The organism is Nostoc sp. UHCC 0302 (assembly GCF_038096175.1).
GTDB lineage: Bacteria > Cyanobacteriota > Cyanobacteriia > Cyanobacteriales > Nostocaceae > UHCC-0302.
This window is the reverse complement of sequence record NZ_CP151099.1, coordinates 1,899,898-1,918,269: the sequence shown is the minus strand read 5'-3', so window position 1 is coordinate 1,918,269 and position 18,372 is coordinate 1,899,898. Positions and strand designations below refer to the sequence as shown.

Sequence of the window (18,372 nt, the reverse complement as noted above, 5' to 3'; positions counted from 1 at the left end):
CGATTAAATATATTATTTCAATCAATTTGATTAATTTAGAACATTTCAGTAAAGTGAAACTGAAAGTTGTGAAAAGTTATTAAAATGATAAACCAGAAAAAGATTGCTGTAGTAACAGGTAGCAATCGCGGGTTAGGATATGCCATAGCTCGTAAATTGTCCCAAATTGGCATCCATGTTGTTCTAGCGAGTCGTAACCAAACAGATGGTCTTGCTGTTAAAGAGCAATTATCTAGTGAAGGACTTGATGTGAACTATCACACACTGGACGTTACGAGTGATTTGAATGTGGCACAGTTTGTTCAATGGCTAAGAGAAACCTACGGCAGGGTAGATATTTTGGTGAACAATGCCGGCATCAATCCTACAACCAAGCCAGAGGAATCTAGTTTATTGACAGTTCAACTAGAAACGATGCGCTCTACATTTGACACCAATGTTCTAGCGCTCCTGAGAATTTCTCAAGCATTAATTCCATTGATGAATGTTCACAACTACGGTCGCATCGTCAATGTCTCAACCGAAATGGCATCTCTGGCTGCAATTAATAATGATTACTACCCAATAGCACCTTCCTATCGACTATCCAAACTAGGGGTGAACGGGCTAACTGTACTTCTGGCAAAGGAACTCCTTGGTAGTAATATTCTCGTTAATGCTTATTCTCCAGGTTGGATGAAAACTGACATGGGAGGAGAGAATGCGCCGTTTACAGCAGACCAAGGAGCCGAAACTGCTGTTTATTTAGCAACACTTCCAGATGGAGGAGCGCAAGGAAAGTTTTTTGCAGAGATGCGTCAGTTTGGCGGCCCCATACAATTACAGTGGTAAATCTAGATGAAAAATAGTGCTTTGATTTCCATTGAACTGTATTAGGGAGAAATAGCAATGAAGGTCAGCTTTATCGGTTATGGCAGCATGGCAGAGTCTTTAAGTTCACATTGGGTAGGAAAACACGAGCTATTTATTGCAGGTTGAGATTCTAGCAAAGCACAGAGTTTGGCAAGTAGGCTGACTCAGGGGACAAAAGCTGGTTCCCTTGTAGAGGCAGCAGAGTTTGGTGAAGTCATTGTTCTAGCGACTCCTCACTAAGCAGTATTTGAAGCTATGGAAGCAGCTGGAGGAAGTGAAGCTTTTGCAAACAAGATTCTATTAGACATAAACAATCCTGTTGACCCCTCTAATGTTGATTACTTAACGAAAACTTATGATGGAGTATCACTATCAGAAGCGATCGCTGCTTATTCTCCCAAGGCTAAGGTAGTGAAGGCGTTCAATATGTGTCAGGCAAAAGTTTGGCATTAACGCCCTTTGAGTTCAAGCTTCACACCCTCGATGAAATTAATTTGGCACTGTGACAAATAAAAACTCACTGTACATATATCAAGAAATTAGGTAAAACGATGTCAAAGTCTCTGTGTATATATATTTGAGTGTTTTTTCTGACTGATTTTTGTCTAAGTCTATATAGTAAAAAGCGGGATACACCACAGTTGTACCCGCTTTTTACTATGATTGATCAAGGGTATATCGGACACTAGAATTTTGTGGTGTTGAAATTACTCTGCACCGATGGCACGAGCAATAATGACCAGCTTTACCAAAGTAGTGTGTTAACTCCAAGAGCGATCGCTCTTTCGATTCAGCCCCAGTATGAATCCCCAGTGAATGCATCAAAGCCACCGTCACCTCGCCAATCCCGTAAAACTTTTCAATTCTTTGTTGCTCTATAAAGGCGATTGCGTCCTCCGGTAAAATCACCGTTAGTCCGTTGGGTTTATTTTGACCTGATGCCATCTTTGCTAGGAACTTGTTAATCGAAACACCCGCAGTTGCTGTCAACTTCGTTTCTTGGAAAATTGCAGTTTTGATGTGTCTTGCAATGGTAGAAGCATACTTGGATGTTTTGCCTATTCTCAGTAACATCCAAGTATGTTTCATCGAGTGCTACTCCTTCAACTACATCGGTATAACGTTTGAATATGGAGAAATACGGTTCAGATAAAACCAAAACACTCGTAGAGACGGCGATTTATCGCGTCTCGAAAACCCAAAATTTTGTACGAGTAGCCCTTAACTGAACCGTATTGGAATATGGAGTGGATTTGAGCCGAAACTTCTCGAGAAACATCAAATCTTGGTCGAACGAAGATAAGGGAGGGGCAACGAGCGATAGCCGTTCGCGCTAGCGTCTCCAAATGAGAAAGCTTAAGCTTCTCTTCGAGACGCTTCGCGAACGCTTATCGCAACTACTGTTCGCGCAGCGTCTCCGATAGGAGAAGGCATCCATATCAACGTGAACTATCTTCCTAGTTCTAGCGACAGGTTCTTGTCCCAAGAGTAGCTCCACCATAAGCAGTCTCGCTTTTCACATACCATTTCCAAGCAAATAAAATCCTAAACTAGAAATCTTATAGTACACTAGCACTAGTTTAGAGTGAAAATTACCGTATCTGCATTGAATTTAATTGTTGGAGTATGATTGCCTACTTGTACATTGCCTAATCGTAGTTAATTTCTACTTTTCAACTGGAGCCTCAAACTGCAATGGCACTCTCACTAACTGCTAAGGGCAATTGCACTTGGTGTTTATTTAAGGGATATATCTGATTGGTTGATGCTGCTGAAAGCTCAAGTTAGATATGCTACTGCCAAAGTATTACTAATGACGAGGTTAAGAGTGGGATTACCTTCCGGATACCACTGTGGAAATCAAGTCTATGTATAAAAGTAGAACTGCATCTCACTATGAGCAACCAAATTACCGTTTTGGAATCCTGTTGGCATTCTTCTTCACCTTGGGGACAATCTATGCCCCCACTAGCAGTCCAAATCCAGGAAAAGGTTTTTTTACCAAATTTAAATTTATCAGGGTACTGCTGTGGCGTTCAGTGGTCTGGGCAGCAGTGGATTTATGCGATCGTCTCCAATCACATAAGGCTCTACTTATATAGCGAAGAATTTCACACAACAAACTTATTTGAAGACTCTAATGTTCCTACTCCAGCTTTTTGGCTAGGCGATGTGGTTGAGGCAAACATCAGTGAACAACCTTCACGCCGAATTATACAAGGAGTTTTTCGCCTGAAAGACAATTGGCTTTACGGTGTCGAGTCGCGTTCTCCAATTTTAGAACAGTCCGCGCTTTCACAAAGCCAATTTGTATGGCTGACCGATATTGACTTAGTGAGGTAAATACATGAGTGTCTTTAACTACTAATACTTAGTTAAATCAAGCGCGAGTCCTAAGCTGAATTCTCTTTTAACTATTAAATAATCAAAGATAATGTGGCTCAAATTTGGTGTAGCTCCAGATGGAGAATTAGTCTGTGTTGAAGATGTTGGTAGTGGTAAAACTGAGCTTTTATGCCCTTACTGTCAAGGTGAGCTAACTGCCAAAAAAGGTAAGGTCAAGCAACATCACTTTGCACATTCGTCAGCCACCTGCTTGCCTATAGCTAGCCGTAATTTTCCAATTTTACCACTGTACGATAATTTCAATATTTACCTATCACGCAAAGACTTAGCACAGTTAAAATTGTTGTGGAAGGAATATGGTTCAATCAATTATCCTATTAGCCCTGGCTTAGTTACTCCAGGGTTATTAAAAGCTGGAATGTTCCATAAAAACGTGTATTTAGCCCCTCCAGCTTATGAATTTACTAATTTAGGAAAAATTCCTGTTGGAGCGCTAGAATTCAGCTTGTTCAACGAAGTGCAAGAACCATTGTTGCTCAAAAAGCTGTTGAAACTGGAACTAGCGGCCAAATACGCCTTACACAAAAATGCACTTATGAAGTCATATTGCCTCACTGACTTAACACTTTATCGCGCTCAACTTCAGCGCATTTTATCTTGTACTCTATATTTTTTAGAGATTCAAACGCCTAAACGTAATTTGTACAAGATAGGAGTTACTACTAGACCCATCCAACAGCGATTGGCAGAAATAGAAACAAATTTACTTGCATATTATGAAACTGTTGATATTCAAGTATTAGGAACTTGGTCACACCGGGGTAATGTCGAACTTTACTTCAAACACCGCTATCAGGATTTCAATTATCGTATCGGCAGTTTAACCGAGTACTTCAAATTTGGTGTTGCCGATGCTAACGCTGCTCTACATGAGCTACAACAAATGAAAGCTAAAGTCCTTTCTCCAGTCGAAATAGACATTCTTAAGGACAACATTAGCTTATCTCAAGTTGCTATTTAACCCAGACTCATGCTCTACAACAGCCAAAAACTTAAGATTATAGTTGGGTTAAATATGGTTGAAGCTGCTTTCCTAACCTGGACAACAGCTACATCCTGAAAGTATCATTTATTACCTGCTCAACTGATTTGGAGAGAAGGAGGAAACAATCATTAAAGAACAGGCTTTAACTAAAAGCTTGATTTGAACTGCTGGCGTACTAGAGACGTTCCTATGGAAACAACCCTGGTTACAAAAAGTTTGTTGGCTAAAACATAGTTCAAACCGGAACAGTCCTGTATACTTTCCACTCGTACATTCATACCCCAAGTACCATGCTTGGTTGCAAAATACTATCTGTAGAGGAAATGCTAAAAAGAATCCTTCCTCGTCTAATGCAAACTTACCTCAGCCAGCAAAGCGATTGAATTCCAAACTAGGGCAAGTGGTGCTTTAGGAAGAACTATAGGTGGCTTCATCACTCAATTTACTGGGTCTTTCGGCATAGTGGAAGTGTTCGTTGTACCTAGAATATTACAATTAGCGGCACTTGTTCCACTTATTGTTAAAAAAGCTCAAGATAGTTAGAGTGAAATTTGTTATTTTATAGATGTGAACAAGCAATGTTGCACTCAGACTGAAAATTTTTCCACCCACAGAAAGAATTTCTCACTTAATCTATACTTTATACTTAAAAAAATTTGTTACATAGTGACAAAGTTTATAACAGTAAAGCAGGTTCTAGAAATCTGTTGTTACATAAGCTGATATGCATTTAGTTTGCAGTCTGGTTGTAACTTCTGTTTCCATATGCAATTTGAATGCCAATTAGCTTATCTGCTCCAAAACAGTTAAATTTCAAAATCTGAAAAAGTTACGATGCTCAAGGTAGACACATCAAAAATCAGCCCTCAACAAGTTAAAGCTTTCGAGCGAGATGGTGTTATTTGCGTCAAAAATGTGTTAAATGACATCTGGGTAGAACGGATGCGAACAGCCGTTGAAAAGAACTTATTAATCCCTAGTCCTTTGGATGTACAAGGCACCGAAAAAGCAGAAGGTCATGTGGAGCATAGCAGTAGTTTATGGATCAATGATGGTGATTTCCGTGCTTTGGCTTTTGAATCTCCCCTGGGGACGCTCGCTGCTCAAGTCTTGAAATCGAAAAAACTTAACTTTTTGGGTGACGGTTTCTTTGTTAAAAAGCCAAAAGCAGATAGCCGTGTCGGTTGGCATAATGACAAATCTTACTGGCCTATACAAGGCGACCAGTGTTGTAAAATTTGGCTGGCTTTAGATAGTGTCAACCAAGAAAATGGTAAATTAGAGTACATCAAAGGATCTCATCTATGGGGCAAAGAGTTACGTGAAGCATCTGATCCATTGTGGTTTGTAGAGCCAGAAGCTCACGAAATTTTATCCTGGGATATGGAGCCTGGAGATTGCTTGGTTCATCATTTTATGACAATTCATCATTCAGTAAAAAACACATCCTCTACAAGACGACGCGCGGTGGTGACCAATTGGACTGGTGATGATATAACTTATGAGCGCCGCCTGAATGCTTGGCCTTTCAGACCTGTTGAGGAAATTCATATCCCAGAATTTGAGTCACTCAAAGCAAAAAAAACTGGTGAGCCAATAGACTGCGACATCTTTCCGAGAGTTGAACTGCATTGCTAATTGGTGCAAATAAATAAATTTGATCAAATTGGGAAATGATTTGTACTAAATATTCAACTGCATACGATCATGCTTGAGTAGCCTGAAACTTTTTGTTAGTGAATAAACAATGATTAAGCCTCTATTGGTTAATGCTTATGATCCCAAGGGAGGAGCGGGAGCTGCTCGTGCTGCTTATCGGCTACATCAAGAACTACTGAGGCTAAAAATTGATTCTCAGATGCTAATTCAAGATAAAAGAATAGCTGACTCTACTGTGGTCAGTTCTCCTAATAAGGTAGCCAAAATAATATGGAAAGCTCGCCCGATTGTAAATGCTTTACCACTAAAACTTTATAGAAATAGACAACGTAAGCCTGAATTTTTTCGGCTTCAATGGCTCCCTAATACAGTTGCGTCGCAAATTGCTAGACTTGAGCCAGATATCATTAACCTGCATTGGATATGTGACGGATTTATACCAATTGAAGCACTGGCAAAATTCAATAAGCCGATTGTTTGGACATTTCATGATACGTGGGCATTCACAGGTGGATGCTGCTATTCTCTAGGGTGCGATCGCTATACAAAATCTTGTGGAAGTTGTCCTCAACTGGGTAGCAAGCATAGCTGGGATTTATCTCGCTGGGTTTGGCAGCGTAAAACTAAAGCATGGCAAAATCTCAAGCTTACTATTGTCGCTCCTAGTAATTGGCTTGCTGAATGTGCTAAATCCAGTTCACTATTTTCCAATAGTGATATCAGAGTTATTCCTCACGGGTTAGATATCAGCATTTATAAACCAACAAAGACTCAAGTAGCCAGAAACTTACTGAGCCTACCGCAAAATAAGCAACTAATTCTATTCGGAGCAATCAACGCAACTAGTAATTTCAGAAAAGGATTTGATCTATTGCAATCAGCGTTGCAAAGATTGAGTCAGTCTGAGTGGAAAGATCAGATTGAACTAATTGTTTTTGGCTCATCTCAACCTCAAGATTCAGTTGATTTAGGTTTTAAGGTACACTACTTAGGCAAAGTTGATGATGAGGATAAATTAGCACTTATTTATGCATCTGCGGATGTGATGATTGTGCCATCAATTGAAGAAGCTTATGGACTGACTGCTTGTGAATCCCTGTCTTGCGGCACACCTGTGGTTTGTTTTGATTCAACGGGACTCAAAGATATAGTCGAACATCAAAAAAATGGATATCGAGCGCAATGTTTTAGTTGTGATGACTTAGCAAATGGTATTATCTGGGTCATAGAGAACAAAGAGCGGCATCAAAAACTTTGCGATCGCGCTCGCGAGAAAGCCGAACAAGAATTTACTATCGAGCTACAAGCACATCGTTACCTATCCCTCTTTGAGGAAGTGGCTAACATTAATTTAACAACCACTAACTATGAATTAACAACCTTTTGAAAGCATTTGCCCTACTGCCCTTCTCCAAAAGGAGACGCTACGCGAATGGGCATCCTACGACGGGTGTAGGCAAAGCGATCGCTTTGCCTACACACTACAAGGAGAAGAACCTATACTGAGAAATTCATTATCAATTCTGCAACACCTTTTTATTACTGCCCAACGTTTCATTAATAGCCATCATTAATAACTCATTTAAAGGGATTCCCGCTGCTTTAGCCATAGAAGAAATCACACTTTTGGGTGCAAAAGAACAATACAAGCCGGCTTCTAAGAACCAAGGTTCTCCTTTTGGGTCGATCCGGAAGTCAAATAAACTGTAGTGGCGACAGCCTAAAACCTGATGGCACTTCTTCGCCACTTGCTGAACCTTTTGGGTGATCTGGTCGTTAGGGTCTACAATCCAAGACTTGATATTATCTTTAGCAGCGAAACCCAAGTTGCCATCGTCCGTTTGTTTGAGTTTATCAGCATGGCTGCGGATAGGTTTTTCGTAGGGGTCTAGCAGATACTCTTCAAGGGGTAAACCTACTAGCTCTCCGTCTTTGACAATGATGCCGCATCTAACCTCTCGACCGAGTTCGATGAATTCTTCTACTATAATCTCCGAAGCATATTCAAATGCTTTCTTCAGAGCAGCGTCATAGTCAGTAGCCTCTTTGACTAAGGTCACCCCTAATGAGTTGTCGGAACTTACGGGTTTGATGATTGCTGGAGGTGTAATTGTCGGAACATCTCCTTGACGAAGCAGTTCTCCACGAGGCACTTTCACCCCTGCGGCTTCAACAATTGCTTTGGCTCTGGCTTTGTGGGCCGTTATTGCCATAATATCCGGAGTATTGCCTATGTAAGGAATCTTCAACAGGTCGAATAAAGCCCGGTAGTTAGTCATTCCCGGAATACAAAACATTTGTGGTAACACTAGGTCAATGTTTTGCGCTGTTATAAACTGTATAGCTTCAAACAAAGGCATCGGTTTGGCGACAGCGATATCTTCTGGACTGAGGGAGGTAGGAAATCGCCAGTGGTGATCAGGTGTGATGTATGCAATCTGAAAGTCATAGCGCGATCGCTCTGCTGTTGCTGTTAGACAGTCTTGAGCATAAAGCCGTGACAAATTACAGTAAAAATCATCTTGTGCAGACCCAACTAAATGAAGGATACGAAGTAATGACATAATTCATTTGCCTATGTAATTTTATAACTGGAGTTTAATTGTTCATGAATTTGTAGCACAACACGACTTATAAAAGCAGTTTTTCCTCACTGAGTTGAGCAAAATATGTAACGGCTAGGATGTAATCTTATCAAGTTCATTAAGAATATTGATATCTATATCAATGTCAAATTTTCGGGCGAAGTGAGCAGATGAAGCGAGCAAATTTGGCAAATCTTCCATCAGCAATGTCTTTGGATGACATCCGGAGGCTGACCAATCAATATAGCGGCGACGGTCATTTTTTAATTTCAGGTGAGGTGCATTAGCAAGTACAGTTTGAAAATACGACTCATCTGCATACTTAATCTTACTGTAGTACAAGGTTAATGCATTTTTCTGGCTGTGAAAATCAATAATGTAATTAGCAGCTTTGCGATTAGCACAAAACCATTGACTACCACTGAAGCAAGCAAGTTTTTTTGAAAATGGCAGGAAAGGTTTTGTTAATAGCGGATGATCTAAGGATATTTCCAGATTTTTGAAGTAATGAAAAGAAAACGACTTTGTACAGTATCGTTGATAGGAATTTTTCTGCCATAACATATTGGGTTTTAAATCTTGTTTATAAGTCTTATACGTGATTTGTTCATACTGAATATAAACATCGTATGGATTTGATGTCAGATCATCCAATATTTGCCTTGCAGTTTTAATGGGATAGTCTGCTCCACTTAGTAATACAAACCAATCTGGTGCATCTGCTACTTCGTACATTAGTTTAAGTGCTTTTCCTGTAGCCTCTACAACAGAAAAACCTGCCCATTCAGTCTGTAAGTGAGGGCGTACCAATAAAACATTTTTTGGTAGCTTATCTACAGATAAATCACATTTCGAAAAATCATGATGACAAACAATCAAAGGATAATTGAACATGCTATTTAACTTATTAATTAGCCTGTTCAATTGTAAATTATTCCTATGAGTTATTAAAATAAAACCTATTAAATTCCTATAATTAGACATTTTCTCTATTTTTCGTGAAAATCTTGCTGTGTATTAGGTGAATAAGCACCCAATAATTAACAGATGGATTTAGGCTTAATCACATTCATTTTTACCCAATTAAAAGGAAGCGAACACCAAAAAATAAGTTAGGACTAAATTACTTTAAAATCCACATAAATTAATCTAAATTTTGCTGAGATTTACACTACATAATCAAGATTAATGTTGCGTAACATTTACAGTACTTTCCTGTAAATATTCCACGCTGCGGGGCAGAGTCTCCCTGCCCTCACGTTCTGTGGTTATTGCGTGAAAATTGCTGTAATTGTATGTGATTTTTATTAGTGTCTCTGAAATGAAAAACAAAAACACTAAAACAAGATGAAAATAATCTTTTAATCGCCATCTAATTCCACTAGTTTGCCAATGTTGAAGTCTATTTTTACCCATCCTTTGAGTTGTTGCAGATTTTTCAGCAAAAGTAAGGGAATTTGCCAGTGATACAAAGTCAAAAATGGTAGAGGATCATCAAGCTGATAAATAGCATCAGTTCCCCTTACTAGGATATTCACCCGTGTTTGCAATTGTTTCCAGGAACGGATACCAGTTAGTCGCCAGATTTCGTGATATATCCAGTAAGTGGGCTTGCTACTGGCTAGGGGTTCTAGAGGTGCAGGTAGGGGAGTTTTACCAAAATAGGCATTTGCAACACCGGGATGATTGTAAAATATGGTGATTGCCGAATGAGTCCGGGGATTGCATTCAATGGCGTAAACTGTACCGTCTTCGGCTTGGATAAAGTCGAAAGAAACTTGTCCAGTCAGGCGCAAACTTTTGACGAAGTGTTGCACCCATGCACGAATTTGGGGATTTTCGACGTTTTCATAGTTGATTTGAAATGCAGAAGAGTGACAACAGCAATGCAATCTTAATTCCCCATCCCGGACTGTACTATGTGTACAGAACTCTTTGCCAGGAATAAACTCTTGCATAATCCAAGGTTTTTCTGGACTGATGGGTAAACTATTGACAAAGGCTGCTGTCTCTTCTGGAGTATCGCAAGGAAGTTTGGTTAAATTTAAGCGCCGAACGGAGTCGTAATCAATACTTTTAAGAATATATTTGCGGGTTTCTTGACTAAAGTCAAAATTAATAACCTGTTGAGGATCTGTGATCTTAAATGATTTGGGGACAGATAAACCAAGCGATCGCGCCTGATCGGTGAAGGCAAATTTATCATCCAACATCTTGGTTATATCTGCATCAAAATGGAAGACTTCGCAGTATTCTGATAATGTAGGCTTTGCTAAAGAGTCATAGTAGCTAGCTACGGGACTGCACACAGGTACATAAACGTCAACCTTTTCTTTCTTGACGATTTCCACTAGTGCCTGGATATAGCCTTCTGGATCTTCTTGCGGAGCAGGAACTGTATAAAAACGACTCACCGCCTTTGAGAATCTATGGCCAGACAACCAGTATTTGTGACCTTCAATCAGAATAACTCTGTGTCCTGCCGCATGGAAGGAACGCGCAAGTTGCAATGCTTTAGTCATCTTGGCTCCACTTACCAAGATAGTCTGAGGATGAGCAGCTACGACAGCTTTTTTCGTAAACGGCGATCGCACAATACCCCACAGCAAAGATACCAACACTATCAAAGCATTGAACGGCAAGGCTATTAGTAATAATGTCAGAGTACCTATAGTCTTGAATAGAGCCACTATCTTTACCCTCACACCCGTTGAAGGCATTGTAGATTGAGGCAGAGATAAAGAGATTGATTGTGCCATAAGTCTTTCCTTTGTGTTTATTGTAGAGACGTTGCAATGCAACGTCTCTACTTCGTTACGCTACGCGTCTAATCAAAGTCACACCATCTCGTATGGGTAACAGAACTTGTTCTACACGAGGATCGGCGGCGACTACATGGTTAAACTGAGCGATCGCTTCACCATTGGCGGTGCGTTGTTCGGGTGGTAGGTAAACTTGTCCCTGCAACAAAGTGTTATCCACGCAGATTAAACCGTCAGGAGTTAGTAACTGACTATCCAAGATAGTCTGGAAGTACTCTACATACTCCTTTTTATCGGCATCAATGAAAATCAGATCAAATGATTCTTTTCTTGCTGCTAACTTGTGGAGTGTTTCTAGGGCAGGTGCTACTTCTACAACGATTTTGTTGCCGTGGGGAGACTCAGCAAAACAAGCTTGAGCAAATTGGGCTACATAGGGGTCTACTTCACAACCTATTAATTGTCCATCGCTTGGTAGTGCCTCTGCCATTGCCAAGGCTGAATATCCTGTGAACATTCCTACTTCTAGAATGCGCTTTGCCTTGGTCATGTGAACAAACATTTTCAATGTCTGTCCTTCAAGATGTCCAGAGAGCATCTCCTGCTCTAATTGACGCACCGTTTCACCATCACTGAAGCGTTTGCTCCAGTCTTCTTTACTAGTTTTTTGCGCCAAAGCTGTCAATGCGCTCGATTCGGGCGTGGTGTAATCATCCAAATAGGGATCTAAACCCGTCGCTAATTGAACTCCCTGACGGAGAGAATCTAATATCTCTACGGGAATATTGCTCTCTTCTGCTAATTTAAGGGTTTGCTGTAGCTGCGCTACTAAGATGCTGTGTGGCGTTATCGGCCTAGCTGTTTCTCGTCCTAAAACACTCGTCATATCTTTACACCCCCAAGAGTTGAGCTTCTTGACTTTCAATGTAAGCGTCAACACCTTCTCCACCACGTGGGTATTTAGCACAAAGACGTTTATGTTCAGCTAAGGCAGCATCAAGTTCTTCACGAGTCAGATCATTAACAAAGATGCACTCACCAATCGGCCGAGGCATGGCTGCGCGTTGTTTGCCGTCTCGTGTCAAGCTAATAGACTGGGTAGCGTACCACAATAAATCGCCATCTAGTAGAGGATGATCGAGTGATAAACCTATACGGCTCATCAAGTCCAGGATGCGATCGCGCTCCTCTGTTGGAATATAGCCGCGTTGTGCTGCAATGGTTGCAGACAAGGCCATATCTATATTGACGGCATGACCATGATATAAAGGTACGTGCGGCGCTAATTCTAGGGTGGGACTCCAGGTGTGACCGTAAGCAATGACGCGATCGAGGTCTATTTCATGCAAGTTTGGAGTCTCTAACTCCAACATGGTTTTGATTGCCTCATAGTTGAGTTTATGGGCAATTTCTTTGAGTTCTGGTGTACCATTCACGTGTCCAAAGTGAGTGGAAAGCAGCTCTTCGCCATATTCGTATAGCAGTTCAAAGACTTGCGAGTTCGCAACTACAGCAATTTTCACTAACTCTGCCATACCATTACGAACTTGAGCCGTTGGCAAGGTTTTCAAAAATGAGAAATCAAGGATAACTTTCAAAGGTGCATGATATGCTCCCAAGCGATTTTTCAACTTGCGATGATTAACTGCTACCTTAATCGCTACACCTGCATCGATTAAACCAATCAACGTTGTAGGAATGCGAATATAGTTACTCTTGCGACGGTAAGCAGCGCAAGCAAACCCAGCCACATCAGTAATTAGACCACCACCAACAACTAAGACTGGTTCCTTACGAACTAAGCCAAAATCCGAAAAAGCATCAACAATTTTTTCAAAGCTTGCAAGGGTTTTAGCTGGCTCTGTAATGATGATGGGAAATACTGTGAGTTCAATATCATAGTGTTTAAAATATGACTTAATCTGCTTCCCATAAAGCTCATAGACATTGGCATCAATTACAGTCAGACAGCGACCAAATTTCGCATAGCTATCTGCTATTTCTCTATTTTTAATATCAAAAGCACCATTCACATAGACAAGACTAAAATCGATTTTTTCGTACCCTTGCACGTGAAACGCAGCTTCTGTAGCTTCAAACGATGCTTGAACATTATTCATGTTTGTTGACCTTTATTACAACTAAAAAATTGTGAGATTTCGGTAATAATTCCGATTTACCCTAATGCATGCCCACAAAAAATTATGCTCTTTATCGTTTTAGACTAAAGGCATGACAAAATTAGCTTTCAATAAAAAGCTAACACTTATTGCAGACTAGCAATGTTATTAAACAACATCATCCATTTGAGTAAATTCTGTAAGTGGGTTAACCTCTCATTCGGCTTAACCTCAAGCTAGTCAACTAGTCCCATTAGCAATATCTTGTCATAACACTGCACTCTTCCGGGATTATTGACTTTAAATTTGGGAAATTTATCTGAATTCAGATTTATTCCACTATGTTTAACTCTAGTGGCTTTCCAAATGTACGATTCCGCAAAAATTCTAGCCGACAAAACTTCTCGTATCGTTGATCTCCAAGCTTCAATTTAAGATTAGAACCCTGATTAACCGTTAGCTCGCTGTTTTTTAACATTAGCATCAAACCTTATATCACTAAACTCGCTACATTCTGTTTAAGTCAGAATGACAGTGGATTTTAAGGAAGTTAACTGGAATTTAAATTAACTCCACTCATTAGATTTTGGAAAACTCCTATCTTAAGAAACTATTCATATTGTCTATTTCCAGGCTTTCATTTGAGATTACAGTCATAATTACCCCTCAAATCGCTATTTTTAGCATTAGTCTCGACTATAAAATGGCTAAAAACGAACAGAACTCACTACACTCTATTCAGAATGAGAGTAAAGTTCAGTTACTACTTAGTAAAATTACTGCTCAGTACTCAAATACATACGTCAGTAACTCATAAAAACTCAGAATTTAGATATATTCTGAGTTGTTAGTAATAAAACTTCAACTCTATTAAGGAGCGGTTGTGTGTAAAAAAAAATTTAACCTAGCTGATTTGGCTTTTTCGGTCTAAATTTAAGCTGTTCAAGCTTAAACCAGCAAATAATCTACTGGTTGTTAACTTAGAAGCACAATACAAATCATAACATTAGAACAATACAAATCATAACATATGCAAATTAATTCAAGTCAATCCACCATCTGGAGTGTACTAGTTAAAAATATTTCTTTTCTAAAATGTGTCTATGGCTATATACTTTTATACAATGTTTGTATCTAAAGAAGTATTGGTTAACATTACTAATTGTGATATGTGCGTTTAGTAAATGAAGTGTGAAATTACGGGTCTAAAGGTGTTGGAAATGAAAGAATCCAGGAGTCAGAATACTCCATACTTGATTCAGGGGTTGCAAGTGTGGATATCTTTTTTTTGTTCTCCACGATTCATCCATCCTGCGAGTGACGCTCCTAACTTAGCTACAGCTACGAAGATAGGCAGTTCTTTTATGGCTCTTAACCCGTCTACCGGACTGCTTTACCAGTCGCACAAAATACCTTTCCTGTTATTCTGGCTCAGCTCGGCTGCACCCTTAAGAGCGGGACGCTACGCGTAGCTTGCTTCCCCGGAGGGGTACGGCTAGGCTCAGGACAGGCTTGGTGACCACCTGACTTATAAATTCTTTTTCGGTAAAGAATTACTTCTTTCCCTGTACCCTTTATTTCATTCGTCAGATTAGGATAAGCCTAATTTAGAATTTATGTTTCTAATTTTTCGTAAGAATACGTAATAATTTACACGTTTCTCTTAAACAAGAACTATTATATAAACCCATTAGTTGTCTGAAATGAGGTCTTGCTGGTGTTGCAGAGATTTTTGGCTGAAACTTATTACATATAAGCTATCGTATATAGTTATACAATTATTTTGCAAAGTACCCTGCGAGGTACTGTTCATTCTCAAGAGACCTATTTGAAAATACTGAGTAAGTAATTTACTTTAGACGACAAACCAAGGAGACACCGTTTGTATTTGTTTTTCTACTGCTTGCAAAAGTGGAGTTAAAGCCACGTACACCATAACTTAGTTTCAAAAGGACAATATCTTGGATGGCTCGAAACAAAAAGAAATCAGGTGCATTGAAGTGTGAGCATCCACTGTACTCTAGATGCCCGATTTGTTGTATCGTCCCGCCGCATATGCTGGAGAATGTCGCTGTAAACGGTACTCAAGACCAGCGTACTTGGGCTTTTCACACATTAAATGTGTCGGCACAACTTCGGGGTAGACGAGACGTTGTAGGTAACGTCTCATTTGCACCGTCTCCTGGTGTGAAGCGTCGTACTATCTACGATGCTAAAAATGGTCAGCAACTCCCTGGTACACTCGTACGAGGAGAAGGCGATCCTCCCAGCAGTGATGAAGCAGTGAATGAGGCTTACGATGCTGCTGGTGCTACTTATGACTTGTTTTATGAGTTATTTGATCGCAATTCTATTGATGATAAAGGACTGCGTTTAGACTCTACTGTGCATTATGGAGTCAAGTATGACAACGCCTTTTGGAATGGCGACCAAATGGTTTACGGTGATGGAGACGAACAAATATTCCAGCGTTTTACTAAATGCATTGATGTGATTGGACATGAGCTTGCTCACGGTGTGACTCAGTTTGAAGCGGGGTTACAATATTATGGCGAAGCAGGGGCGCTCAATGAGTCTTTTTCTGATGTTTTTGGCTCCTTGGTAAAACAAAAGGCAAGAAACCAGACTGTTCAAGAGGCAGACTGGCTCATTGGAGAGGGTCTTTTAGCTCCGACTGTCAAAGGTATCGGCATTCGCTCTTTGAAAGAACCAGGAACAGCATATGATGACTCTGTGCTGGGTAAAGATCCGCAGCCAGCCCATACAAAAGAGCAGTATACGGGGGTTGAGGATAATGCTGGTGTGCATATTAACTCAGGAATTCCCAACTATGCCTTTTATTTAACAGCAATTGAGATTGGCGGCTATGCTTGGGAGAAAGCTGGTAAAATCTGGTACATAAGTCTACGCGATCGCTTGCGTGCTAAAGCAGATTTTAAAAAAGCCGCTAATACAACTATCCAAGTCGCTAGCGAACTCTACGGCAATGGCAGTCTTGAGCAGAAAGCAGTACAGAACGCTTGGCAAAAGGTAGGAGTTTTGTAGATAGGGGTCAAGGGTCAAAAGTCAAGAGTCAAGGGTCAAGGGTCAAGGGTCAAGAGTCATTACTTAGTATTTATCTAGAACGGCAAAACTAACTGGAAAGGTGAAACTAAAGGCTTAATTACGTATGCGTCTTAGAAAATATCAAACGAGTTTACTATGCTTCAACCTACCTCTAGCAAGTTTTACCGCTCTAAGTATTTATTACCCTTGTCCCCCACTCTCCCACTATCACGCTCAGCACTGTTAAACTGGCAATTGTCCCCCTTGAAAGCACGACGGAGAGCAAAAAATGCGGATCTCGTTTGAACGCACAGGCGGCTTTGCAGGGATAAGCAAGAAAACAACTGTTGATACAGCCAATCTTCCATTTAAAGAAGCTAAAGAACTGCCTCAATTAGTAGAAGTTGCTGATTTATTTAGACTACCTGAACAAATTACCTCACCTAACCCCCAGAGCGATCGCTTTCAGTATAAGTTGACGGTAGAAGATAACGGTAAACAGCATACTGTGACAGTCAGTGAGGCAGCATTACCAGGAACCTTAAGACCGTTGATTGAATGGCTAAATAACATTGCACAGAAAAAGTAGGGAGATGAGAAAGATAAGGGGAAGAGGAGCAGAGGAGTAAAGGAGCGGAAGGGAAAAAGGCTGCAAGAGAAATTAGCATATTCCCCTTATCTCCTTTGCTTCCTATTCCCCATCTTATTACTGACTCCTAACTCCTAACTCAGCACGCTGCTCAACGTTCCGCTTCCGCTAACAGCACTCTCAACGCCCTTACAAAACTTCCCAAGCGGTTCCTTTGTAGCCGTATTGAAAAATTTCTGGATGCAAAATTTCTGCCAAAATTTCTAAGGAATCTACAAGTCTTGGCCCTGGACGGTTGAAGTAAGAATTGCCATCAGTGATGTAAACTCTACCTTTTTTGCTGGCTTGCAATTTTTCCCACTCTGGAAGTTTGGTTAACAACTCGGCTTCTTGCTGAGTACGATTTAAATCAAAACCGCAAGGCATAAAAATAATTATGTCTGGATTGCTTGTTATGAGTGTTTCCCAAGGCAAGATAGGAGAAGGTTTACCTGTAACGCTAAACAGTGATTGTCCTCCTGCCAAGTTGACTAATTCGGGAATCCAATTCGCAGCAGTCATTAAAGGATCAGTCCACTCGATACAGGCAACGGTGGGCAGTTCATTTAAAGCAAGCCCCTGAATCTTTTGTTGACAAATTTTAACGCGAGCTTCTAAATTTTCTAGTACTTTTACGGTGTCTACCCCGAAGGCGTTCCCCACGCGTTCAATATCAGCCCAAACATCTTTAAGAATATTAGGTTGTAGGGAAATAATTTCGGGTTTGCTGTCGATGAGTGTGGCAACAGCTTTTTCAACTTCGTGTAAACTGACGGCACAGACATCACACTGGTCTTGCGTGAGAATATGGGTAGGTTGCAATTGCTCTAAAACATCTGTTTTGATCTCGTAAATACTCAGTGCAGATTGCAACAAATTATTCACATCATTGTGAATTTCGCTGCTGGAAGCATTGCTGTTTAACCGTGCTTGGGTACAAATAGGTCGATTTTTGATTTCTGGAGGGTAGTCACATTCGTGCGATCGCCCTACAATAGCATTCACTAACCCCAGTGTCGCTAAAATTTCTGTTCCACCAGGAATCAGCGAGACGATTCTCACACTACTATCGGTCATTGCTCCAGCTCCACAACAGCTAAATATTGCCTCAATTTTGGCAAAGTTCAAGTCATTCTGTATCTTTCTTCAGGAGAGTGCTAGGTTTTTGCTAGCCAGTACTGAGCAGCAAATTAACTTTACTGCGAATTAACTGAGTGAGCGTAAGTAAGTAGATATAATTATACCAATTTGAAAAAAGAATGTGACAAATAGACCATCTGTAGAGACGCGATGAATCGCGTCTTCATCCAGGGATGTGTTGCAATCATTA

At 40.3% G+C, this 18,372-nt stretch carries 15 protein-coding genes; 8 read left to right on the top strand and 7 right to left on the bottom strand.

Annotated features, from left to right (window positions below; all coding sequences use genetic code 11):
• The first annotated feature begins 84 nt into the window (after window positions 1-84).
• Window positions 85-831 (top strand): SDR family oxidoreductase, encoded by a 747-nt coding sequence (locus WKK05_RS08005; RefSeq protein WP_341529217.1) that lies wholly within the window; start codon window positions 85-87, stop codon window positions 829-831.
• 276 nt (window positions 832-1,107) lie between these two features.
• Window positions 1,108-1,305, top strand: a complete 198-nt coding sequence (locus WKK05_RS08000) for a hypothetical protein (RefSeq protein ID WP_341529216.1) — start codon at window positions 1,108-1,110, stop codon at window positions 1,303-1,305.
• Between the two features lie 204 nt (window positions 1,306-1,509).
• Here WKK05_RS08000 and WKK05_RS07995 read toward each other — a convergent pair whose 3' ends face one another.
• Window positions 1,510-1,941 (bottom strand): hypothetical protein, encoded by a 432-nt coding sequence (locus WKK05_RS07995; RefSeq protein WP_341529215.1) that lies wholly within the window; start codon window positions 1,939-1,941, stop codon window positions 1,510-1,512.
• Between the two features lie 807 nt (window positions 1,942-2,748).
• On the opposite strand from WKK05_RS07995, the gene WKK05_RS07990 reads away from it, so the two are divergent.
• The 4 genes from WKK05_RS07990 to WKK05_RS07975 all read left to right on the top strand — a co-directional run bounded on the left by WKK05_RS07990 (window position 2,749) and on the right by WKK05_RS07975 (window position 7,289).
• Window positions 2,749-3,195, top strand: coding sequence for a DUF1392 family protein (locus WKK05_RS07990; protein ID WP_341529214.1), 447 nt, complete (start codon window positions 2,749-2,751; stop codon window positions 3,193-3,195).
• Between the two features lie 91 nt (window positions 3,196-3,286).
• Complete coding sequence (locus WKK05_RS07985) at window positions 3,287-4,219, top strand: GIY-YIG nuclease family protein (protein WP_341529213.1); 933 nt, start codon at window positions 3,287-3,289, stop codon at window positions 4,217-4,219.
• Between the two features lie 858 nt (window positions 4,220-5,077).
• Window positions 5,078-5,881, top strand: coding sequence for a phytanoyl-CoA dioxygenase family protein (locus tag WKK05_RS07980; protein WP_341529212.1), 804 nt, complete (start codon window positions 5,078-5,080; stop codon window positions 5,879-5,881).
• Between the two features lie 109 nt (window positions 5,882-5,990).
• On the top strand, window positions 5,991-7,289 hold the full coding sequence (locus WKK05_RS07975) for a glycosyltransferase family 4 protein (protein WP_341529211.1): 1,299 nt from the start codon (window positions 5,991-5,993) through the stop codon (window positions 7,287-7,289).
• A 130-nt stretch (window positions 7,290-7,419) separates the two neighbouring features.
• Here the strand turns inward: WKK05_RS07975 and WKK05_RS07970 are convergent, their stop codons facing one another.
• The 5 genes from WKK05_RS07970 to WKK05_RS07950 all read right to left on the bottom strand — a co-directional run bounded on the left by WKK05_RS07970 (window position 7,420) and on the right by WKK05_RS07950 (window position 13,369).
• Window positions 7,420-8,466, bottom strand: a complete 1,047-nt coding sequence (locus WKK05_RS07970) for a D-alanine--D-alanine ligase (protein WP_341529210.1) — start codon at window positions 8,464-8,466, stop codon at window positions 7,420-7,422.
• A gap of 114 nt (window positions 8,467-8,580) precedes the next feature.
• Window positions 8,581-9,471, bottom strand: a complete 891-nt coding sequence (locus tag WKK05_RS07965) for a beta-1,6-N-acetylglucosaminyltransferase (RefSeq protein ID WP_341529209.1) — start codon at window positions 9,469-9,471, stop codon at window positions 8,581-8,583.
• Between the two features lie 377 nt (window positions 9,472-9,848).
• Window positions 9,849-11,246 carry an ATP-grasp domain-containing protein gene (locus WKK05_RS07960; protein ID WP_341529208.1) on the bottom strand — a complete coding sequence of 466 codons (1,398 nt, stop codon included), beginning with the start codon at window positions 11,244-11,246 and terminating at the stop codon, window positions 9,849-9,851.
• Between the two features lie 55 nt (window positions 11,247-11,301).
• Window positions 11,302-12,135, bottom strand: a complete 834-nt coding sequence (locus WKK05_RS07955) for a class I SAM-dependent methyltransferase (RefSeq protein WP_341529207.1) — start codon at window positions 12,133-12,135, stop codon at window positions 11,302-11,304.
• 4 nt (window positions 12,136-12,139) lie between these two features.
• On the bottom strand, window positions 12,140-13,369 hold the full coding sequence (locus WKK05_RS07950; protein ID WP_341529206.1) for a sedoheptulose 7-phosphate cyclase: 1,230 nt from the start codon (window positions 13,367-13,369) through the stop codon (window positions 12,140-12,142).
• A gap of 1,965 nt (window positions 13,370-15,334) precedes the next feature.
• On the opposite strand from WKK05_RS07950, the gene WKK05_RS07945 reads away from it, so the two are divergent.
• Both WKK05_RS07945 and WKK05_RS07940 read left to right on the top strand, forming a co-directional pair.
• A complete protein-coding gene (locus WKK05_RS07945) occupies window positions 15,335-16,414 on the top strand; it encodes a M4 family metallopeptidase (RefSeq protein WP_341529205.1) in 1,080 nt (359 codons plus the stop codon).
• A 289-nt stretch (window positions 16,415-16,703) separates the two neighbouring features.
• Window positions 16,704-17,003: a protealysin inhibitor emfourin gene (locus WKK05_RS07940; protein WP_341529204.1), complete on the top strand. Its 300-nt coding sequence runs from the start codon at window positions 16,704-16,706 to the stop codon at window positions 17,001-17,003.
• Window positions 17,004-17,192: 189 nt separating this feature from the next.
• Here WKK05_RS07940 and WKK05_RS07935 read toward each other — a convergent pair whose 3' ends face one another.
• A complete protein-coding gene (locus WKK05_RS07935; RefSeq protein WP_341529203.1) occupies window positions 17,193-18,119 on the bottom strand; it encodes a cobalamin-binding protein in 927 nt (308 codons plus the stop codon).
• Window positions 18,120-18,372 lie beyond the last annotated feature (253 nt).

Coding starts and splice junctions, on each gene's coding strand:
- WKK05_RS08005 (WP_341529217.1), top strand. CDS start 85: ATGATAAACCAGAAAAAGATTGCTGTAGTAACAGGTAGCAATCGCGGG.
- WKK05_RS08000 (WP_341529216.1), top strand. CDS start 1,108: ATGGAAGCAGCTGGAGGAAGTGAAGCTTTTGCAAACAAGATTCTATTA.
- WKK05_RS07995 (WP_341529215.1), bottom strand. CDS start 1,941: ATGAAACATACTTGGATGTTACTGAGAATAGGCAAAACATCCAAGTAT.
- WKK05_RS07990 (WP_341529214.1), top strand. CDS start 2,749: ATGAGCAACCAAATTACCGTTTTGGAATCCTGTTGGCATTCTTCTTCA.
- WKK05_RS07985 (WP_341529213.1), top strand. CDS start 3,287: ATGTGGCTCAAATTTGGTGTAGCTCCAGATGGAGAATTAGTCTGTGTT.
- WKK05_RS07980 (WP_341529212.1), top strand. CDS start 5,078: ATGCTCAAGGTAGACACATCAAAAATCAGCCCTCAACAAGTTAAAGCT.
- WKK05_RS07975 (WP_341529211.1), top strand. CDS start 5,991: ATGATTAAGCCTCTATTGGTTAATGCTTATGATCCCAAGGGAGGAGCG.
- WKK05_RS07970 (WP_341529210.1), bottom strand. CDS start 8,466: ATGTCATTACTTCGTATCCTTCATTTAGTTGGGTCTGCACAAGATGAT.
- WKK05_RS07965 (WP_341529209.1), bottom strand. CDS start 9,471: ATGTCTAATTATAGGAATTTAATAGGTTTTATTTTAATAACTCATAGG.
- WKK05_RS07960 (WP_341529208.1), bottom strand. CDS start 11,246: ATGGCACAATCAATCTCTTTATCTCTGCCTCAATCTACAATGCCTTCA.
- WKK05_RS07955 (WP_341529207.1), bottom strand. CDS start 12,135: ATGACGAGTGTTTTAGGACGAGAAACAGCTAGGCCGATAACGCCACAC.
- WKK05_RS07950 (WP_341529206.1), bottom strand. CDS start 13,369: ATGAATAATGTTCAAGCATCGTTTGAAGCTACAGAAGCTGCGTTTCAC.
- WKK05_RS07945 (WP_341529205.1), top strand. CDS start 15,335: ATGGCTCGAAACAAAAAGAAATCAGGTGCATTGAAGTGTGAGCATCCA.
- WKK05_RS07940 (WP_341529204.1), top strand. CDS start 16,704: ATGCGGATCTCGTTTGAACGCACAGGCGGCTTTGCAGGGATAAGCAAG.
- WKK05_RS07935 (WP_341529203.1), bottom strand. CDS start 18,119: ATGACCGATAGTAGTGTGAGAATCGTCTCGCTGATTCCTGGTGGAACA.